Source organism: Ideonella aquatica (genome assembly GCF_018069755.1).
GTDB lineage: Bacteria > Pseudomonadota > Gammaproteobacteria > Burkholderiales > Burkholderiaceae_C > Ideonella > Ideonella aquatica.
On sequence record NZ_JAGQDE010000008.1, the window covers coordinates 132384 to 151088 of the forward strand.

At 68.9% G+C, this 18705-nt stretch carries 15 protein-coding genes; 12 read left to right on the forward strand and 3 right to left on the reverse strand.

Going from position 1 to position 18705, the window contains the following annotated elements; translation table 11 throughout:
* Positions 1–77: 77 nt before the first annotated feature.
* From dnaG to hemH, 4 genes are all read left to right on the forward strand, one after another.
* Positions 78–1964, forward strand: a complete 1887-nt coding sequence (dnaG, locus tag KAK06_RS11145) for a DNA primase (RefSeq protein WP_210802146.1) — start codon at positions 78–80, stop codon at positions 1962–1964.
* A gap of 271 nt (positions 1965–2235) precedes the next feature.
* Positions 2236–4467: an RNA polymerase sigma factor RpoD gene (gene rpoD, locus KAK06_RS11150; protein ID WP_210802147.1), complete on the forward strand. Its 2232-nt coding sequence runs from the start codon at positions 2236–2238 to the stop codon at positions 4465–4467.
* A 37-nt stretch (positions 4468–4504) separates the two neighbouring features.
* A complete protein-coding gene (locus KAK06_RS11155) occupies positions 4505–5437 on the forward strand; it encodes an adenylate/guanylate cyclase domain-containing protein (protein ID WP_210802148.1) in 933 nt (310 codons plus the stop codon).
* Between the two features lie 25 nt (positions 5438–5462).
* The gene (gene hemH / locus KAK06_RS11160) at positions 5463–6467 is read left to right on the forward strand and encodes a ferrochelatase (RefSeq protein ID WP_210802149.1); all 1005 of its coding nucleotides are present in this window, start codon (positions 5463–5465) and stop codon (positions 6465–6467) included.
* A 47-nt stretch (positions 6468–6514) separates the two neighbouring features.
* On the opposite strand, the gene KAK06_RS11165 is transcribed toward hemH, so the two are convergent.
* The 3 genes from KAK06_RS11165 to KAK06_RS11175 all read right to left on the reverse strand — a co-directional run bounded on the left by KAK06_RS11165 (position 6515) and on the right by KAK06_RS11175 (position 9643).
* Positions 6515–7999 carry a tripartite tricarboxylate transporter permease gene (locus tag KAK06_RS11165; RefSeq protein WP_210802150.1) on the reverse strand — a complete coding sequence of 495 codons (1485 nt, stop codon included), beginning with the start codon at positions 7997–7999 and terminating at the stop codon, positions 6515–6517.
* A 13-nt stretch (positions 8000–8012) separates the two neighbouring features.
* Positions 8013–8564, reverse strand: a complete 552-nt coding sequence (locus KAK06_RS11170; protein WP_210802151.1) for a tripartite tricarboxylate transporter TctB family protein — start codon at positions 8562–8564, stop codon at positions 8013–8015.
* A 107-nt stretch (positions 8565–8671) separates the two neighbouring features.
* Entirely contained in the window at positions 8672–9643 is a 972-nt protein-coding gene (locus tag KAK06_RS11175) for a Bug family tripartite tricarboxylate transporter substrate binding protein (RefSeq protein ID WP_210802152.1), read from the reverse strand.
* 102 nt (positions 9644–9745) lie between these two features.
* Here KAK06_RS11175 and KAK06_RS11180 point away from each other — a divergent pair, with 102 nt between their 5' ends.
* From KAK06_RS11180 to KAK06_RS11215, 8 genes are all read left to right on the forward strand, one after another.
* The gene (locus tag KAK06_RS11180) at positions 9746–10444 is read left to right on the forward strand and encodes a response regulator transcription factor (RefSeq protein ID WP_210802153.1); all 699 of its coding nucleotides are present in this window, start codon (positions 9746–9748) and stop codon (positions 10442–10444) included.
* A complete protein-coding gene (locus tag KAK06_RS11185; protein WP_210802154.1) occupies positions 10444–11874 on the forward strand; it encodes a sensor histidine kinase in 1431 nt (476 codons plus the stop codon). Before KAK06_RS11180 ends, KAK06_RS11185 begins: the two co-directional genes overlap by 1 nt.
* Positions 11871–12290 (forward strand): Hsp15 family ribosome-associated heat shock protein, encoded by a 420-nt coding sequence (locus KAK06_RS11190; RefSeq protein ID WP_310741071.1) that lies wholly within the window; start codon positions 11871–11873, stop codon positions 12288–12290. The genes KAK06_RS11185 and KAK06_RS11190 overlap by 4 nt, the downstream gene beginning before the upstream one ends.
* Before the next feature lie 100 nt (positions 12291–12390).
* Complete coding sequence (grpE, locus tag KAK06_RS11195; protein WP_210802155.1) at positions 12391–12927, forward strand: nucleotide exchange factor GrpE; 537 nt, start codon at positions 12391–12393, stop codon at positions 12925–12927.
* Between the two features lie 48 nt (positions 12928–12975).
* On the forward strand, positions 12976–14976 hold the full coding sequence (dnaK, locus tag KAK06_RS11200; protein ID WP_259373617.1) for a molecular chaperone DnaK: 2001 nt from the start codon (positions 12976–12978) through the stop codon (positions 14974–14976).
* Between the two features lie 117 nt (positions 14977–15093).
* Complete coding sequence (dnaJ, locus tag KAK06_RS11205; protein WP_210802157.1) at positions 15094–16245, forward strand: molecular chaperone DnaJ; 1152 nt, start codon at positions 15094–15096, stop codon at positions 16243–16245.
* A gap of 186 nt (positions 16246–16431) precedes the next feature.
* A complete protein-coding gene (locus KAK06_RS11210; protein WP_210802158.1) occupies positions 16432–18078 on the forward strand; it encodes a tetratricopeptide repeat-containing response regulator in 1647 nt (548 codons plus the stop codon).
* A 10-nt stretch (positions 18079–18088) separates the two neighbouring features.
* Positions 18089–18697 carry a sensor histidine kinase gene (locus KAK06_RS11215; RefSeq protein ID WP_210802159.1) on the forward strand — a complete coding sequence of 203 codons (609 nt, stop codon included), beginning with the start codon at positions 18089–18091 and terminating at the stop codon, positions 18695–18697.
* Positions 18698–18705: the final 8 nt, after the last annotated feature.

Below are 18705 nucleotides of genomic sequence, written 5' to 3' on the forward strand. Positions count from 1 at the left end.
CAGCCGCCCCGGTCTTCGACGAGGGCAGCTTTCGGGCTGCCCTTTGTCTTGTCTGCGCCTCGTCTAGACTATCGCCGGTGATTCCCCATGGCTTCATCCAGGACCTGCTGAGCCGCACCGACGTGGTCGAGGTTGTGGGCCGCCATGTCGAGCTCAAGAAGGCCGGCATCAACTTCAAGGGCTTGTGCCCCTTCCACGGCGAGAAGACGCCCAGCTTCATCGTCAGTCCCTCGCGCCAGACCTACCACTGCTTCGGTTGCGGCGCGCACGGTGACGCGCTGCGTTTTCTGACCGAACACCACGGCCTGAGCTTCATTGAGGCCGTCAAGGATCTGGCGCAGTCCACCGGCATGGTCGTCCCCGAAGACGACGCCAGCCCGGCCGAGCGGGCCCAGGCCGCCCAGCAGCGCGAGCGCGAATCCAGCCTCAGCGACGTGCTGACCCGAGCGTCCGAGCACTACCGTCGCCAGCTCAAGGGCAGCCCGCGCGCCGTGGACTACCTGAAGCGCCGCGGGCTGACCGGCGAGATCGCGCTGCGCTACGGCCTGGGCTATGCGCCGGAGGGCTGGCGCGGCCTGGCCAGCGTCTTTCCCCGCTACGACGACCCGCTGCTGGCCGAATCGGGCCTGGTCATCGTGCAGGGCGCCGACGAAGGCAAACCCGAGGCCGAGCAGAAGCGCTACGACCGCTTTCGCGACCGCATCATGTTCCCGATCCGCAACGTCAAGGGCGAGGTGATCGGCTTTGGCGGCCGGGTGCTGGACCAGGGTGAGCCCAAGTACCTGAACTCGCCCGAGACGCCGGTCTTCCACAAGGGCCGTGAGCTGTATGGCCTGTTCGAGGCCCGCACCGGCCTGCGGCAAAAGGGCTACGCGCTGGTCACCGAAGGCTACATGGACGTGGTGGCGCTGGCGCAACTGGGCTTTCCCAATGCCGTGGCCACCCTGGGCACGGCCTGCACCGACGACCATGTCAGCAAGCTGCTGCGCTTCACTGAGCAGGTGGTGTTCAGCTTTGACGGCGACGCCGCCGGCCGCCGCGCCGCCGGCCGGGCGCTGGAAGCCGCCCTGCCCTACGCCAGCGACACGCGCAGCTTCCGCTTCCTCTTCCTGCCACCCGAGCACGACCCCGACAGCTACATCCGGGCGAACGGCGCCGAGGCCTTCGAGGCCCAGGTGCGCGCCGCCGTACCGCTGTCGCGGCAGTTGCTGGAGCACGCCGCGATCGACTGCGATCTGGCCACCGCCGAAGGCCGCGCCCGCATGCTGGCACAGGCCCGACCCCTGTGGAACGCGCTGCCCGAGGGCAGCCTGCGCCTGCAACTGCTGTCCGAGCTGGCCCGCGCCGGTGGCGTGCCGGTGCCCGAGCTGACCGGGCTGTGGCAGTCCCAATCCACGCGCGATCGTTCGCCGCGCCGCGAGGCCGACGACGACGGCCGCCCAGCGTCCGACGACGCCCCCGGCCGTCCCCGCTGGCGCCGCGAGGCCGCAGCCCGACCCACGCCTGGCCGCCGCGTGGCCCCGCGCAGCCCCGAGGACCGGGCGGTGCAGATGCTGTTCGGCGAGCCCGCCTGGTGGGACCGCCTGGATCCGCCAGAGCACCACCTGCTGCACGAGCTGGCGGCCCCGCACGGCCCCGCCATCGCCTGGCTGGAGCGCGACCTGGCAGAGCACGGGCCGCGGCCCTGGGCGGTGCTGCGCCAGGCGCTGGCCGCTGACGACAGCCTGCCCGCCGAGTCGCGCGCGCTGGCCGATGGCGATGCGCTGCCCGACGCCTGCTTCGAGGACCTGGCCGCAGCGCTGGGTCTGCTGCGCTTGCGCGAACTGGATGCCGCGCTCGACCGCCTGGCTGCCAGCGACATCAGCAGCCCCGAGCAGATCGCCCGCTACCGCGGGCTGTCCGAGGAGCGGCGACTCCTGCGTGAGCGCCAGCGTGAACTGAGCCAGCGGGCCCCGGCGGACTGAGCCCGGACGACTGCCTTTGGGTATAATCCAAAGCTTCACGCCGCAAGAGTGACAGCAGCACCTCCGGTCCCGGCCACCCTCGACAAGGGCAAGCACACAGGCCACCTCTCCCGCAAGGGCTGCAAAAAAGGGCTGCAACACCCCGTTCACGCGAGCTTGCCGGCGGAGTCCTCCCGTACCGCAATGGTTCGGTGACGCTGGCGCGTCGCCGGCTGGATCGTTGCGATCACGGCGGCATCCACCGGCCCCCTGCACCGCATCGAGACCACGCATGACCGCCAAGAAGACCGCTGCCAAGCCTGCCGCCAAGACCGCCGCCAAGCCGGCCAAGACCGCCAAGCCGCTGGAGGCCGAAGAGCCCAAGAAGGCCAAGGCGGCCACCAAGCTGGCAGCCAAGCCGGCGGACGAGACCAAGGCCAAGCCGGGTCGCAAGCCCAAGGCCGAGACCACCGCAGCCAAGGGCAAGAAGAAGGCCGAAGAGGTTGAAGAGGAGCTGGGCGACATCGAGGCCGAGCTCGAAGGCGAAGTCGAGGCCGAGGTGGCCGAGGTCGAGAGCGACGACACCGAGGACAAGGCCAAGGCCAAGCCGTTGCGCATGAAGGTCAGCCGCGCCAAGGAGCGCGCGCTGATGCGTGAATTCGGTCTCGACGAGACCGCCCTGACCGAAGAGGAAGTTGCCAAGCGCCGCCAGGAGCTCAAGACCCTCATCAAGATGGGCAAGACGCGTGGCTACCTCACGCACCAGGAAATCAACGACCACCTGCCCGAGAAGCTGATCAACGAGGAAATCCTCGAGGCGATCATCTCGATGCTCAATGACATGGGCATCGCGGTCTACGAGCAGGCCCCCGACGCCGCCACGCTGCTGATCAGCGGCAGCAACACCGCCACCGCCACCGACGAAGAAGCCGAGGAAGCCGCCGAGGCCGCGTTGTCCACCGTCGACAGCGAATTCGGCCGCACCACCGACCCGGTGCGCATGTACATGCGCGAAATGGGCTCGGTCGAGTTGCTCACCCGCGAGGGCGAAATCGAGATCGCCAAGCGCATCGAAGGCGGGCTGCAGGCGATGATGCTGGCGATCAGCGCCTCGCCCACCACGATCGCCGAGATCCTGGCCATGGCCGACCGCATCGCCGCGGGCGACATGCAGATCTCCGAGGTGGTCGATGGCTTCGTCGCCGAGGACGAAGCCGACGACTACGTGGCCGAGGAGGACTTCGACGAGTTCGACGAAGAGGACGACGACGACGGCAACGGCGGCTCCAAGGCACTGACCAAGAAGCTCGAGGAGCTCAAGTCCGCTGCGCTGGAGAAGTTCGGCACGCTGCGCACCCACTTCGAGAAGATGCGCAAGGCCTACGAGAAGGAAGGCTACAAGTCGGTGGCCTACAACAAGGCCCAGCACGCCATCAGCGAAGACCTGATGACGATCCGCTTCACGGTCAAGACGATCGAGAAGCTGTGCGACATCCTGCGCTCGCAGGTCGATGACGTGCGCCGCTACGAGCGCGAGATCCGCAAGATCGTGGTCGACAAGTGCGGCATGCCGCAGGAGCACTTCATCAAGGCCTTCCCGCCCAACTCGCTCAACCTGAAGTGGGCCGAGAAGGAAATGGCCAGCGGCAAGCCCTACGCCGCCATCCTGGGCCGCAACCTGCCGGCCATCCAGGAACTGCAGCAAAAGCTGATCGACCTGCAGGCCCGCGCCGTGGTGCCGGTGGACGACCTGAAGGAAATCAACAAGCGCATGAACGAGGGCGAAAAGGCCTCGCGTGACGCCAAGAAGGAAATGATCGAGGCCAACCTGCGCCTGGTCATCTCCATCGCCAAGAAGTACACCAACCGCGGCCTGCAGTTCCTCGACCTGATCCAGGAAGGCAACATCGGCCTGATGAAGGCGGTCGACAAGTTCGAATACCGCCGCGGCTACAAGTTCTCGACCTACGCCACCTGGTGGATCCGCCAGGCCATCACCCGCTCGATCGCCGACCAGGCCCGCACCATCCGCATCCCGGTGCACATGATCGAGACGATCAACAAGATGAACCGCATCTCGCGCCAGCATCTGCAGGAGTTCGGCTACGAGCCCGACGCCCCCACGCTGGCCGAGAAGATGGAGATGCCCGAGGACAAGATCCGCAAGATCATGAAGATCGCCAAGGAGCCGATCTCCATGGAAACGCCGATCGGTGACGACGACGACAGCCACCTGGGCGACTTCATCGAGGACACCAACAACGTGGCCCCGGTCGAGGCCGCGATGCAGGCCGGCCTGCGCGACGTGGTCAAGGACATCCTCGACAGCCTGACCCCGCGCGAGGCCAAGGTGCTGCGCATGCGCTTCGGCATCGAGATGTCCACCGACCACACGCTGGAAGAGGTGGGCAAGCAGTTCGACGTCACCCGCGAGCGCATCCGCCAGATCGAGGCCAAGGCGATCCGCAAGCTCAAGCACCCGAGCCGCTCCGACAAGCTGCGCACCTACCTCGACAACAACTGAGCCGTGCTCTTCGCTGCGCGCGCTACACTCAAAGCCAATGGCCACGATCAAGCGTCGCATCGTTCTGTTCGCTGACCTGCGTGGCAGTACCGCGCTGTACGAGACCCTGGGCAATGCCCAGGCGACCACGTTGGTCACGCGCACCATCACCACCCTCGCCCGCCGGGTTCCGGCCGTTGGCGGGCAACTCGTCAAGACCCTGGGTGACGGCCTGATGGCGGTGTTTCCCAATGTGCGCGCCGCCGTGATGGCCGCCGTCGAGATGCACGAGGCATTGGGCGAGGTCTCCGCCTGGGCGCCTACCTCGCAGGGCCGCGATCTCGATGCCACCGCCAAGCTGCAGCTGCAGGTCGCGGTGGCCGCCGGCGAGGTGGTCGAGGTGGGTGGCGACTGCTTCGGCGACGCCGTCAATGTGGCTGCCCGGCTGATCGACCATGCCGGCGACAACGAGACCCTGATCACCCGCGAGGTGTTCGACGAGCTACCGTGGGAGGCCCGCACCCGCTTCAGGCACCTGGACAAGGTTCATCTGCGCGGCCGTGCCGAGCCGGTGGATGTCTACCTGCTGGCCGGCCGCGGCGCCGACACCGCCGCCACGCAGCTGGAGTCGCGCGTGGGTGTCAGCGAGCCGCGCGGCCTGCGCCTGGATCTCGCCGGCCAGACCCACGACTTCAAGCTCGACCAGTTCCCGGTCATCCTGGGACGCAGCACCACCTGCTCGCTGAAGGTCGAGGACGCCCGCGTCTCTCGCGCCCACGCCCGCGTCGACCTGATGGGCGGCTCGCTGCAGCTCACCGACCTGAGCATCAACGGCAGCTTCGTGCGCTTCGCCGGTGACGACGAGGTCATCAGCCTGCGCCGCTCGGCCTGCACGCTGCACGGCAGCGGCGAGATCGGCCTGGGTGCCTCGCCGCTGAACCCCAAGGCTGCCCGCCTCGGCTTCACGGTGCTGGTCGGCGACGCCGTCTGAGCACCCCCAACGTTCCCGTTCCGCCATGACCGAGCCCCGCTCGAACACCCCTGGCACGGCCATCCTGCTGTGCAACCTGGGCACGCCCGATGCCCCCGACGCCCCGGCGCTGCGCCGCTACCTGGGCGAGTTCCTCTCCGACCCGCGGGTGGTGGAGCTGCCCGCCTGGCTCTGGCAGCCCATCCTGCGCGGGGTCATCCTGAATGTGCGACCGGCCAAGTCGGCGGCCAAGTACGCCACCGTCTGGACGCCTGAGGGCTCGCCGCTGCTGGTCTGGACCCAGCGCCAGGCGGCCCTGCTGCAAGGCTGGCTGGGCGAGCGCGGCGTGCCCGTACTGGTGCGACCGGCGATGCGCTACGGCCAGCCTGCGATCGGCGCCCAGCTTGATGCGCTGCGTGCCGAAGGCGTGCAGCGGGTGCTGCTGCTGCCGGCCTATCCACAGTACTGCGGCGCCACCACCGCCAGCACCTTTGACGCCTTTGCCGCCTGGGGCCGCGCCCAGCGCGTGCTGCCCGACAGCCGGTTCGTCGCCGGCTACCACGACGACCCCGGCTACATCCACGCGCTGGCCGAAAGCGTGCGCCGCCATTGGCAGCGCGAGGGCCGCAGCCCGATGCTGGTGACCAGCTTCCACGGCATGCCCGAGCGCACACGCACGCTGGGCGACCCCTACCACGACCAGTGCCAGGCCACCGCCCGGCTGCTGGCGCAGGCGCTGGAGCTGCCGCCCGAGCAGCTGCGCGTTACATTCCAGAGCCGCTTTGGCAAGGCCAAGTGGCTGGAACCGGCCACCGAACCCACGCTGGAAGCCCTGGCCCGCGACGGCCACACCCGGGTGGATGTGATCTGCCCCGGGTTCTCGGCCGACTGCCTGGAGACGCTGGAGGAGATCGCCCAGGAGGGCCGCGACGCGTTCCTGGCCGCTGGCGGCCAGCAGTTCCACTACATTCCCTGCCTGAACGACGAGCCGCTGCACATCGCGGCGCTGGGTCGGATCGCCCAGGACGCGCTGGCTGGCTGGCCACTCTGAAACGACAACGGCCGCCCATGGGCGGCCGCTTGGCGTGGCGCTGATGCTCAGCGCCGTTGGCGCAGTTTCATCAGTTGCGGCAGCACCAGCACCGCCGCCACCACGACCAGGATGCTCAAGGACACCGGCCGCTGGAAGAACACGCCCCAGTGGCCTTCGCCGATCGACAGCGCGTTGCGCAGCTGCGCCTCGGCCAGCGGGCCCAGGATCATGCCCACGATCACCGGCGCGGTGGGGAAGTCGAAACGGCGCAGCAGCACGCCCAGCATGCCCACGGCGAGCATCACGTACAGGTCGAAGGCGCTCTGGCGCATGCCGTACACGCCCACGGTGGCGAAGATCAGGATGCCGGCATAGAGCTGCGGCTTGGGGATCTTCAGCAGCTTCACCCACAGACCGACCAGCGGCAGGTTCAGCACCAGCAGCATGACATTGCCGATGTAGAGCGAGGCGATCAGGCCCCAGACCAGGGTGCTGGAGGTCTGGAACAGCTGCGGTCCGGGCTGCAGGCCATAGTTCTGGAAGGCCGACAGCAGGATGGCCGTGGTCACCGACGTGGGGATGCCCAAGGTCAGCAGCGGCACCATGGTGGCCGTCACGGCCGCGTTGTTGGCAGCCTCGGGGCCGGCCACGCCTTCAATCGCGCCCGTGGTGCCGAATTCCTCCTTATGCTTGGAAAGCTTGCGCTCAACCGCGTAGCTCAGGAAGGTCGGGATCTCGGTACCGCCGGCCGGGATGGTGCCGAAAGGAAACCCCAGGGCCGTGCCGCGCAACCAGGCCGGCCAGGAGCGTCGCCATTCCAGGCCGGTCATGTGGACCCGCCCCGACTTGTTCAGCGAGACCTCGCTGCGCCCCTCGTAGAGCGTGGTGTAGAGCGCCTCGCCGATGGCAAACAGGCCCACGGCGATCAGTACCACCTCGATACCATCCATGAACTCGGGAATGCCGCCGGTGTAACGCACGCTGGCGGTAATCTGGTCAATGCCCACCAGGCCGATCGCCAGGCCAATGAACAAGGCCGTGATGCCGCGCAGCGTGCTGGCGCCCAGCACCGCACTGACGGTGGTGAAGGCCAGCAGCATCAGACAAAAGTACTCCGGCGGGCCCAACTGGACCGCGTAATCGGCCACGATGGGCGCGAACAAGGTGACCAGCACGGTGGCCATCGTGCCGGCCACGAAGGAGCCGATCGCCGAGGTGGCCAGCGCCGCACCGGCGCGGCCGCTCTTGGCCATCTTGAAGCCCTCCAGCGCGGTCACCATGGTGCCGGTCTCGCCCGGGGTGTTCAGCAGGATCGAGGTGGTCGAGCCGCCGTACATGGCGCCGTAGTAGATACCGGCGAAAAAGATCATCGACGCGGTGGGCTCGACCTGCGAGGTGATCGGCAGCAGCATCGCCACGGTCACCGCCGGGCCCAGGCCGGGCAGCACGCCGATGGCGGTGCCCAGCGCGCAGCCCACGAAGGCCCACATCAGGTTCAGGGGCGTGGCGGCCGTGGCGAAGCCGCTCAGCAGTTGTTGCCAGATGTCCATGGTGCACGCCTCCTCAGAGCCAGCCCGTGGCCGTCAGGCCCGGCAGGTTGATCGCCAGCAGCTTGGTGAACAGCCAGAACACCGGCGCCGCGATCGCCAGTCCCACACCCAGGTCGGTGGCGCTGGTGCGCAGGTTGCCGGCGGGTTTGCCCTCGGACAGGCGCAGGCCGCGAACGGCCAGTGCAAAGCACAGCGCGCAGCTCAGCACGAAGCCGATCGTGGTGATCAAGCTGGCATTGAGCAGCACCCCGGCCGACACCCAGGCCATGGCCTTCCAGTCACCGCGCGCCGCGCCGGACGGTGCCTCGGCCTGGCGGTAGCCGCCGGTGCGCGCCTCGCGCACCAGGAGGATGCCGCACAGCATCAGCACCACCGACACCACCCAGGGCAGGAAGTTCGGGCCCACGCCGGCATATCCGGCGTCGGACGAAATCTGCGTGGCGCCATAGGCCATCGCAGCGCCCACCGCCAGCACGCCGACGCCAATCCAGGTCTGGTGACCGGTGGGCGGCAGCGGGTGGTGCTCGGTCTCGGGCGCCTCGGGAAGAATTTGCTGATAGGACATGACAGCCCCCTGCCGCTGGCCCCGGCGGGCGCGACATCTCGGTGGTGTGGGTGGGAACAGGGAACGGGCGCCCGGCCGCCGTCAACGGGGCCAGGCGCGCCGAGGCGTCAGACCATGCCCGACTTGACCATGACCGCGCGCAGCGACGCGAACTCGCGGTCGACGAACTCGTCGAAGGCCGGACCCGACAGCACAGCCGGCGTCCAGTCGTTCTTCTCGAGGGCGTCGGTCCAGGACTTGGACTTGACGGTGGCCAGCACCAGGTCGGTCAGCGCCTTGCGCTGCGCCGGCGTGATGCCCGGGGCGGCGTAGACGCCGCGCCAGTTGCCAATCTCCACATTGATGCCCATTTCCTTGAGCGTGGGGATGTCCTTGCTTTGCTTGCCGGTCAGGCGCGAGGCCGAGGTGACGGCGATCGGGCGCATCTTGCCCGCCTCGATGTACTGGGCGAACTCCGAGAAGCCGCTGCCGCCGATGCTGACGTTGCCGCCCAGGATGGCGGCGGTGGCCTCGCCACCCCCGCGGAAGGGCACGTAGTTGATCTTGGAGGCGTCGATGCCGGCCTCGCGGGCGATCATGGCTGCGGCGATGTGCTCGGTGGAGCCGCGCGAACCGCCGCCCCACTTGACGCTGCCCGGGTCCTTCTTCATGGCCTCGACCACGTCCTTCATGGTCTTGAAGGGCGAGTTGGACGGCAGCACGAACACGTTGTACTCACTGGTCAGGCGGGCGATTGGCGTGGCCTGCGACAGCGTCACCGGCGGCTTGCCGGTGATGATGCCGCCCAGCATCACGGCGCCCATGACCATCAGTGCATTCGGGTCGCCCTTGCTGGCGTTGACGAACTGCGCCAGGCCCAGTGCGCCCGCGGCGCCACCCTTGTTCTCGTAGGCCACCGACGCGGCCAGACCGGCGTCCTGCATGGCCTTGCCCAGTGCGCGGCCGGTGGTGTCCCAGCCGCCGCCGGGGTTGGCCGGCACCATCATCTTGACGGCCGGACCATTGGCCAGGGCCGCCAGCGGCAGGCCCGAACCGGCGGCCAACGCGGCCAGGGACTTCAGGAAGGTGTCGCGACGCATGCAATGTCTCCAGTGTGGTTGAGCGTGGGGAGGATGGTCGCGACAGGCGCTGTCAGTTGGCTGTCCGCCGCCTCAGGGAAAACACCAGCCCGCGGCTGCGGTATGGTGCGGCCCGTGAGCCAGGTGCTGCTGATCGAGGACGACGAGGCCATGCGTGCGACGCTGCAGCGCACGCTGGAGCGCCGCGGCTACCAGGTGGCCAGCTGTGGCGACGGCAGCCAGGCACTGGCCCGCTGGCAGGCCCTGCGGCCCGAGCTGGTGCTGCTGGACCTGAGCCTGCCGGGCCAGGACGGCCTGGAGGTGCTGGCGCAGGCCCGCCAGGCTGGCCTGGCCACGCCGGTGCTGATCCTCACGGCCCGCGGCACGGTGGGTGACCGCATCATCGGCCTGAACACCGGTGCCGACGACTACCTGCCCAAGCCCTTCGACCTGGACGAGCTGGAAGCGCGCATGCGCGCCCTGGTGCGCCGCCGGCCGGGGACGCCCCCCGCGCCGGCCGTGGCCGGTCCCCGCTTCGCTGGACTGCAGGTCGATGCCGACTCCGGCGCGGTCTGGTTCAACGAGGCGCCACTGGAGCTGGCCCCGCGCGAGGCGGCGATGCTGCGCGCCCTGCTGCAGCGCCCCGGCCAGGCGGTGGCCAAGGAGCGCCTGTTCGAAGCGGTGTTTCCCGGCGAGCTGGAGGTGCAGCTGGAAGCCGTGGAGGTGGTGGCCTACCGGTTGCGCAAGCGCCTCACCCCCACTGGCGTCGCGCTGGTGACCTTGCGCGGCCTGGGTTACCTGCTGCGGGCCCCGAGCGGATGATGGACGCCCTGCGCCGCCTGTCGCTGCGCAACCGGCTGCTGCTGGGCATCCTGCTGCCGGTGCTGGCGGTGATCGCGCTCAACGGCGTGGTGCTGTACCGCCAGGCGCTGAAGGCGGCCGACACCGCCTACGACCGCACGCTGCTCGCCACCGCCAAGTCGATCGGCGACCTGCTGGAGGTCGAGCGGGTCGACGGCCGCACGCGGCTGAAATCCACCCTGCTCTACTCGGCGCTGGAAGCCTTCGAGGCCGACAACCGCAGCCGGCTGTACTACAAGGTCAGCGGCTTCGACGGCGAGACCGTCTCCGGCTTCGAGGCGCTGCCCACCTGGCGTGGCCGCCTGCCGCAGAAAGGCCCGTACGCCGCGCTGGTCGACTTCTACGACAGCCACTACGGCCCCACCCCGGTGCGCATGGCGGTGCTGCTGCAACCGGTGACCTGGGACGGCGGCCAGGGCATGGCCACGGTGCAGGTGGCCGAGACCCTGGAGCTGCGCGAAAGCCTGGCGCGCCAGCTGCTGCTGGGTACGCTGTGGCGCGAAAGCGCGTTGCTGCTGGTGATCGCGGCGGTGGTGGCCTTTGTGGTGCACCGGGCCATGCGGCCGGTGCAGCGGATCAGCCAGTCGCTGCGGCAGCGCGCCCAGGGTGAGCTGGCGCCGATCGAGGCCACCGACGCGCCGCGTGAGCTGCGCCCGCTGGTCGAGGCCACCAACCAGCTGATGGGCCGGCTGCGCGACCTGCTCGAGCAGCAGAAACGCTTCGTGCGCGACAGCTCGCACCAGCTGCGCACGCCGCTAGCGGTGCTCAAGGCCCAGGTGCAGTCGGCCCGCCGCGGCGACCTGCCGGCCGAGGCGGCGCTGGAGGAGATCGGCCAGACGGTGGAGCGCGCCACCGAGCTGGCCAACCAGATGCTGGCGCTGGCCAAGGTGGCGCAGCTGCGCCGCCAGGACGATGCGCCGGTGACCGACTGGGCCGAGGTGGTGCGCCAGTTGGCCCTGGACATGGCACCGCTGATGGCCGAGCGCGAGCTGGACGTGGCGGTGGACCTGCAGGCCGCCCCGGTGCGGGCGCATGAATGGGCGCTGCGCGAGCTCAGCCGTAACCTGATCCACAACGCCGTCAAGCATGGCCCGCCCCACTCGGGGCTGACGATCACGCTGCTCAGCGACGGCCGCCATGCCGCCCTGACCATCGCCGATGGCGGACCGGGCATCTCCGAGGTCCAGCGCCAGCGCCTGTTCCAGCCCTTCTCGGCCGGCGACACCCGCTCCGGCTCGGGCCTGGGCCTGTCGATCTGCCACGACGTGGTGCTGGCCCTGGGCGGTCAGATCGCGCTGGAGAACCGCGGGCGAGCGGGTGCGGTCCAGGGGCTGGACGCCATCGTGCGCCTGCCGCTGGCGGCCGCCGCTGAGCGAGAATCGGCGCCGTGAAAGAACTGCCCCTGCGTCAGGAACCCGTGCGCCTGGACAAGTGGCTCTGGGCCGCGCGCTTCTTCAAGACCCGCGCGCTGGCCGTGGAGGCCATCGGCAAGCACCGCATCGAGGTCAACGGCCAGCCGGTGAAGGCCGGCCGCGACCTGCGCGTGGGCGACCGCGTCACCCTGCGCGACCCCGGCCTGCCCCCGCGCGAGATCGAGGTGCTGGGCCTGAGCGACATCCGCGGCCCCGCGCCGCTGGCCCAGACCCTGTACGCCGAAACGCCCGAGAGCCAGCAGCAGCGCGAAGCCGCCCGTGAGCAGCGTCGCCAGGGCGTGGAGCCGGCGCTGGCCATCGGGCAAGGCCGGCCCACCAAGCGCGACCGACGCCAGCTGGCCGACTGGCAGCGCTGGAGCGCCTCGCTCGACTGATCCTGCACTTTTTCGGGCGGCCGGCTCTTGAAAACCGGCCCGCCGTCCCCAGATGCCGCCGCATGCCTGAAAAACCCCAGGCACATCAAGCCTTTAGACCATGACTTCGAACGACGCCACCCCCGAGTCCACCACCGAGCAGACCCCGCCGGAGTCCGGCGCCCAGGCCGCCACGCCGCCCTCGCTGGAAACCCAGCTGGCCGAGCTGCAGGCCAAGCACACCGAGATGGCCGACGCCTACCTGCGCGCCAAGGCCGAGGTCGAGAACATCCGTCGCCGCAGTGACGAAGAGGTCAGCAAGGCGCGCAAGTTCGCGGTGGAATCCTTCGCCGAGGCCATGCTGCCGGTGCGCGACAGCCTGGAAGCGGCCATCGCCGCGCCGGACGCTCCGGTGGAGAAGGTGCTCGAAGGCGTGCACATCACGCTGCGCCAGCTGGCCCAGGCGCTGGAGCGCAACAAGGTGCTCGAGGTCAACCCGCCCGCCGGCACGAAGTTCGACCCGCACCAGCACCAGGCCATCAGCATGGTGCCGGCCGAGCAGGACGCCAACACCGTGGTCTCGGTGCTGCAAAAGGGTTACCTGATTGCCGACCGCGTGCTGCGGCCGGCGCTGGTCACCGTGGCGGCGCCCAAGTAAACACTGCTTCAGCGCAAGTCCGGCGCACACGCAGGGCCCCCACAGCCCTTGAAGTCGGACGAGCCAACCACAACTCCAAACACATCCAGACATTCCTCACAGGAGCATCAGAACATGGGCAAGATCATCGGCATCGACCTGGGCACCACCAACTCGTGCGTGGCCATCATGGAAGGCAACTCGACCAAGGTGATCGAGAATAGCGAGGGTGCGCGCACCACGCCGTCGATCATCGCCTACCAGGAAGACGGCGAGGTGCTGGTCGGCGCCTCGGCCAAGCGCCAGGCCGTCACCAACCCGAAGAACACGCTGTACGCGGTGAAGCGCCTGATCGGCCGCAAGTTCACCGAGAAGGAAGTGCAGAAGGACATCGACCTGATGCCCTACACCATCGCTGCCGCCGACAACGGCGACGCCTGGGTGGAAGTGCGCGGCAAGAAGCTGGCCCCGCCGCAGGTGTCGGCAGAGGTGCTGCGCAAGATGAAGAAGACCGCCGAGGACTACCTGGGCGAGGAAGTGACCGAGGCCGTGATCACGGTGCCGGCCTACTTCAACGACAGCCAGCGCCAGGCCACCAAGGACGCCGGCCGCATCGCCGGCCTGGAAGTCAAGCGCATCATCAACGAGCCCACCGCCGCGGCCCTGGCCTTCGGCCTGGACAAGCACGGCAAGGGCGACCGCAAGATCGCGGTGTTCGACCTGGGCGGCGGCACCTTCGACATCTCGATCATCGAGATCGCCGATGTCGACGGTGAGAAGCAGTTCGAGGTGCTCTCCACCAACGGCGACACCTTCCTGGGCGGCGAGGACTTCGACCAGCGCATCATCGACTTCATCGTCACCGAGTTCAAGAAGGAACAGGGCGTCGACCTGACCAAGGACGTGCTGGCCCTGCAGCGCCTGAAGGAAGCGGCCGAGAAGGCCAAGATCGAGCTCTCCAACAGCACCCAGACCGACGTCAACCTGCCCTACATCACGGCGGATGCCAGCGGCCCGAAGCACCTGAACATCAAGCTCACCCGCGCCAAGCTGGAAAGCCTGGTCGATGAGCTGATCGAGCGCACCATCGAGCCCTGCCGCATTGCCATCAAGGATGCCGGCGTCAAGGTGGCCGACATCGACGACGTGATCCTGGTGGGCGGCCAGTCGCGCATGCCCAAGGTGCAGGAGAAGGTCAAGGAGTTCTTCGGCAAGGAGCCGCGCAAGGACGTCAACCCCGATGAGGCGGTGGCCGTCGGCGCGGCGATCCAGGGCCAGGTCCTGGGCGGCGAGCGCAAGGACGTGCTGCTGCTGGACGTCACCCCGCTGAGCCTGGGCATCGAGACCCTGGGCGGCGTGATGACCAAGATGATCAAGAAGAACACCACCATCCCGACCAAGTTCTCGCAGGTGTTCTCCACCGCCGACGACAACCAGCCGGCGGTGACGATCAAGGTCTTCCAGGGCGAGCGCGAGATGGCCGCGGGCAACAAGAGCCTGGGCGAGTTCAACCTGGAAGGCATCCCGCCGGCGCCGCGCGGCCTGCCGCAGATCGAGGTGAGCTTCGACATCGACGCCAACGGCATCCTGCATGTCGGCGCCAAGGACAAGGGCACCGGCAAGGAAAACAAGATCACCATCAAGGCCAACTCGGGCTTGTCCGAGGCCGAGATCGAGAAGATGGTCAAGGATGCCGAGGCCAACGCCGCCGAGGACGCCAAGAAGCTGGAGCTGGTGCAGGCCCGCAACCAGGCCGACGGCATGATCCACTCGGTCCGCAAGAGCCTGACCGAGCACGGTGACAAGCTGGACGCCGGCGAGAAGGAGAAGATCGAGGCTGCACTGAAGGACGCCGAGGAGGCGATCAAGGGCGAGGACAAGGCCGAGATCGACGCCAAGACCGAGGCCCTGATGACCGCCAGCCAGAAGCTGGGCGAGAAGATCTACGCCGATCAGCAGGCCGCCCAGGCCGCCGCGGGCGCGGGCGCGGCCGGTGCCGCCGAGCAGCCGCAGGCCAAGGCGGCCGACGACAACGTGGTCGATGCCGAGTTCAAGGAAGTCAAGAAGTGATATTCCTGACGGCCCGAACCGAGGTTCGGGTCGCCGGAATATCTCGCCGCGTTGGAGGTCACAGGCCATGCCTGAACCTCAACGCGGCGATTTGCGTATATGAACAGCGAGCCCTGTATGGCCAAGCGTGATTACTACGAGGTTCTGGGGGTGGCGAAGAACGCCTCTGAGGACGACATCAAGAAGGCCTACCGCAAGCTGGCCATGAAGTACCACCCTGACCGCAACCAGGGTGATGACGCCAAGGCCGCCGAGGAGAAGTTCAAGGAGGCCAAGGAGGCCTACGAGATGCTCTCCGACGCCCAGAAGCGCGCGGCCTACGACCAGTACGGCCATGCGGGCGTCGATCCGAACGCCGGCATGGGCCGCGGCGGCCCCGGGGCGGAAGGCTTCGGTGGCTTTGCCGAGGCCTTTGGCGACATCTTTGGCGACATCTTCGGCGGCGGCCAGGGCGGTGGCCGGCGGGGTGGCGGCGGCCAGCAGGTCTACCGCGGCGCCGATCTCAGCTACGCGATGGAGATCACGCTGGAGGAAGCCGCCAACGGCAAGGACAGCCAGATCCGCATTCCCTCCTGGGACAACTGCGACACCTGCGGCGGCACCGGCGCCAAGCCGGGCACCAAGGCCAAGACCTGCACCACCTGCAATGGCTCGGGCACGGTGCACATGCGCCAGGGCTTCTTCAGCATCCAGCAGAGCTGCCCGCACTGCCATGGCACCGGCAAGATCATCCCCGAGCCCTGCACCGCCTGCAACGGCGCCGGCAAGATCAAGCGCCAGAAGACGCTGGAGGTCAAGATCCCGGCCGGCATCAACGAGGGCATGCGCATCCGCTCGGCCGGCAACGGCGAGCCCGGGCAGAACGGCGGCCCGCCGGGCGATCTCTACATCGAGATCCGCATCAAGCCGCACGAGATCTTCGAGCGTGACGGCGACGACCTGCACTGCACCGTGCCGATTGGCCTGACCACGGCCGCCCTGGGCGGCACGGTGGAGGTGCCCACGCTGTCGGGCAAGGTCGAGATCGAGCTGCCCGAGGGCACCCAGCACGGCAAGACCTTCCGCCTGCGCGGCAAGGGCATCAAGGGCATCCGCTCGGCCTACCCGGGTGACCTGTTCACGCACGTGTCCATCGAGACGCCGGTCAAGCTCACCGAGCACCAGCGCAAGCTGCTCAAGGAGCTGGACGAGTCCTTCAAGAAGGGCGGTGACAAGCACTCGCCCAACTCCAAGAGCTGGGCTGACCGGGTCAAGGACCTGTTCAAGTAAGGCCGCCGTCTCCCTGCTGAAGGCCCGCTGGCGCCCTGCTCGCGGGCCTTTTGCCATGCCGGGCCGGCTCAAGTTCCTTGGCCAGCGGCCGAAACAGCCGAACAGGACCCAGCACCAGCTTGCAGGCTTGGCGCCGGGCAGGCTGTCGCGTGCTCACGCCGCATGGCAGCACCGACGGAGACCCGCATGGCCACGACCCTCACCCCCTACAGCCAGCTTCATGCGCTGATCATCGACGACATGTCGGTGCAGCAGACCACGCTGCGCGGCCAGCTGGCGTCGCTGGGCATCGGCAAGGTGGATGTGGCCAGCAATGCCGAGGACGCGCTGCGCCAGGTGCGGGCCAAGCACTTCCACCTGATCTTGTGCGACTACAACCTGAACAGCCGCACCGACGGCCAGCAGCTGTTCGAGCACCTGCGCGAGCTGGACCTGCTGCCCCCCGACTGCCTGTTCTTCATGATCACCGCCGAGGGCGGCTACGCCTCGGTCGCTGCCGCCACCGAACACAAGCCCGACGCCTACCTGCTCAAGCCGATCACCGCGGCCGACATTGGCGAGCGCCTGCGTACCCTGCTCGACCGCCGCCACGCCCTGTTGCCGATCAGCCAGTGCCTGCGCAAGCACGACCTGGCCGGCGCGGTGCAGGCCTGCGACGAGGCGCTGGCGCTGAAGAACCGCTGGTTCGTGCAGGCCCTGCAGCTCAAGGGCCAGACCCTGCTGCACATGGGCCGACCCGAGGATGCCAAGACGGTGTACCGCCAGGCGCTGGACCTGCGCGCCGACCTGGTCTGGGCGCAGCTGGGGCTGGCGCGCGCCCACAAGGCGGCCGGTCAGTTCGAGCAGGCACGCATGATTGCCCAGGACATCGTGGCCAGCCACCACGGCGAGCGGCACCTGGCGGCTTATGACGTGCTGGCCGAGTCGCTGGAGTCGCTGGGCGATGCACAGGGCGCGATGTGGGTACTGAAGGACGCCGCCCGTGTGGTGCCTTCCAGCAAGCGTCACCGGCTGCTGGGCGAAAGTGCCTACCGCAATGGTGATCTGGACACTGCCAAGGCCAGCCTGAGCCAGGTGGCCAAGGCCACGCGCAACTCGGTGGTGGCACAGTCCTCCGATGTGCTGATGCTCGCCCAGACCCTGGTCGACCGCGGCGAGGTGTCCGAGGCCCTGGGCGTGCTGGCGGACACACCCGGCGGCGCCACGCACTGCGCGGTCTTCGGTCCGGCCTCGCAGGCCATTCGCGCCCAGGCGCTGGCACGCAAGGGCGACGCCGGCGGTGCCGCGGCGGCGCTGGAGCAAGCCCGGCAGCTGCTGCGCAAGCCCAAGGCCGATCTGGCCACGGTGGCGCTGGCGCGGGCCGAGCTGGTGACCGGCGACGAGCAGGCGGGCCTGGCCCTGCTGCAGCAGGCCGTGAGCGCCGACCACGAGAACCCGCGCGTCAAGCAGCTGATCGGCAAGGCGCTGGCCGACACCGGCCACGAGGACAAGCTGGCCCAGGTGATCGAGGCTGCGGCCGCTGGTCTGGAGAACCGCGTCAAGGCGGCCAAGACGCTGTTCCGCGACAGCCGCCTGGTGGAGGCCCTGGCCGAGATCGAGGCCGCGGTGCACGACTACCCCGAGAACACCGCGGTGCTGCTGCAGGCCGCGCAAATGAACTGCCTGTCGCTGCGGCTGCAAAAGCTTCTCGACCCCGTGGTGCTGGAGCGCGTGCAACAGTACCTGGCGCGGCTGGACAAGCTGTTGCCCGGCAACGACCGCGTGACGCAGATGCAACGCTACTTCCGCGAAACGCTGGAGCAGCTGATGGCGCCGCAAAAGCTGGCCGCCTGACGCGCTGACCATGGACTCGCGTGCGGCCGCGCTGGTCGTCCACGACCTCAAGAATGAGTTGGGCGCACTGGAAGCCCGGCTGCAGGTCCTGGCCGAGCGTGTGGACGACCCCGCCGCCGCCCAGGCCCGCGACGATTGCCGCGCGCTGCGCGAGCGCTTTGTGCAGTACCTGCTGGTCTACGGTCACGATCACGGCCTGCGCGCCCACCCCAGCGACGAAGATCCCGCCGAACTGCTCGACCACCTGGCCCAGGCCACTGCCCGGCGCCATCCCTCGCTGCAGACCGAGGTGCTGCTGCGCCACGGCGCGCCGCCCTTTGCCTTCTACGACGCGCGCCTGGTGCGCCTGGCGCTGGAGGCGGCGCTGCACAACGCGGTGCGTTTCGCACGCGGCTGGATCGGTTTGCAGGCTTTTCGGCGCGGCGCGACGCTGGTGTTTCGGGTCGAGGACGACGGCCCGGGACCGGGCAGTGCCGACCCCGGCGCGGCCCACGCCACCGGCCTGGGCACCGCGCTGTGCGAGGCGGTGGCCCGCGCCCACGGCGGCACCGGTGCGCAGGTCAGTCTGGCGCCCCGGCCGGGGGGCGGCGCGCGCTTCGAGCTGTGCCTGCCGGCCTGAAGCGGCGG

Coding starts and splice junctions, on each gene's coding strand:
- rpoD (WP_210802147.1), top strand. CDS start 2,236: ATGACCGCCAAGAAGACCGCTGCCAAGCCTGCCGCCAAGACCGCCGCC.
- KAK06_RS11155 (WP_210802148.1), top strand. CDS start 4,505: ATGGCCACGATCAAGCGTCGCATCGTTCTGTTCGCTGACCTGCGTGGC.
- hemH (WP_210802149.1), top strand. CDS start 5,463: ATGACCGAGCCCCGCTCGAACACCCCTGGCACGGCCATCCTGCTGTGC.
- KAK06_RS11165 (WP_210802150.1), bottom strand. CDS start 7,999: ATGGACATCTGGCAACAACTGCTGAGCGGCTTCGCCACGGCCGCCACG.
- KAK06_RS11170 (WP_210802151.1), bottom strand. CDS start 8,564: ATGTCCTATCAGCAAATTCTTCCCGAGGCGCCCGAGACCGAGCACCAC.
- KAK06_RS11175 (WP_210802152.1), bottom strand. CDS start 9,643: ATGCGTCGCGACACCTTCCTGAAGTCCCTGGCCGCGTTGGCCGCCGGT.
- KAK06_RS11180 (WP_210802153.1), top strand. CDS start 9,746: ATGGTGCGGCCCGTGAGCCAGGTGCTGCTGATCGAGGACGACGAGGCC.
- KAK06_RS11185 (WP_210802154.1), top strand. CDS start 10,444: ATGGACGCCCTGCGCCGCCTGTCGCTGCGCAACCGGCTGCTGCTGGGC.
- grpE (WP_210802155.1), top strand. CDS start 12,391: ATGACTTCGAACGACGCCACCCCCGAGTCCACCACCGAGCAGACCCCG.
- dnaJ (WP_210802157.1), top strand. CDS start 15,094: ATGGCCAAGCGTGATTACTACGAGGTTCTGGGGGTGGCGAAGAACGCC.
- KAK06_RS11210 (WP_210802158.1), top strand. CDS start 16,432: ATGGCCACGACCCTCACCCCCTACAGCCAGCTTCATGCGCTGATCATC.
- KAK06_RS11215 (WP_210802159.1), top strand. CDS start 18,089: ATGGACTCGCGTGCGGCCGCGCTGGTCGTCCACGACCTCAAGAATGAG.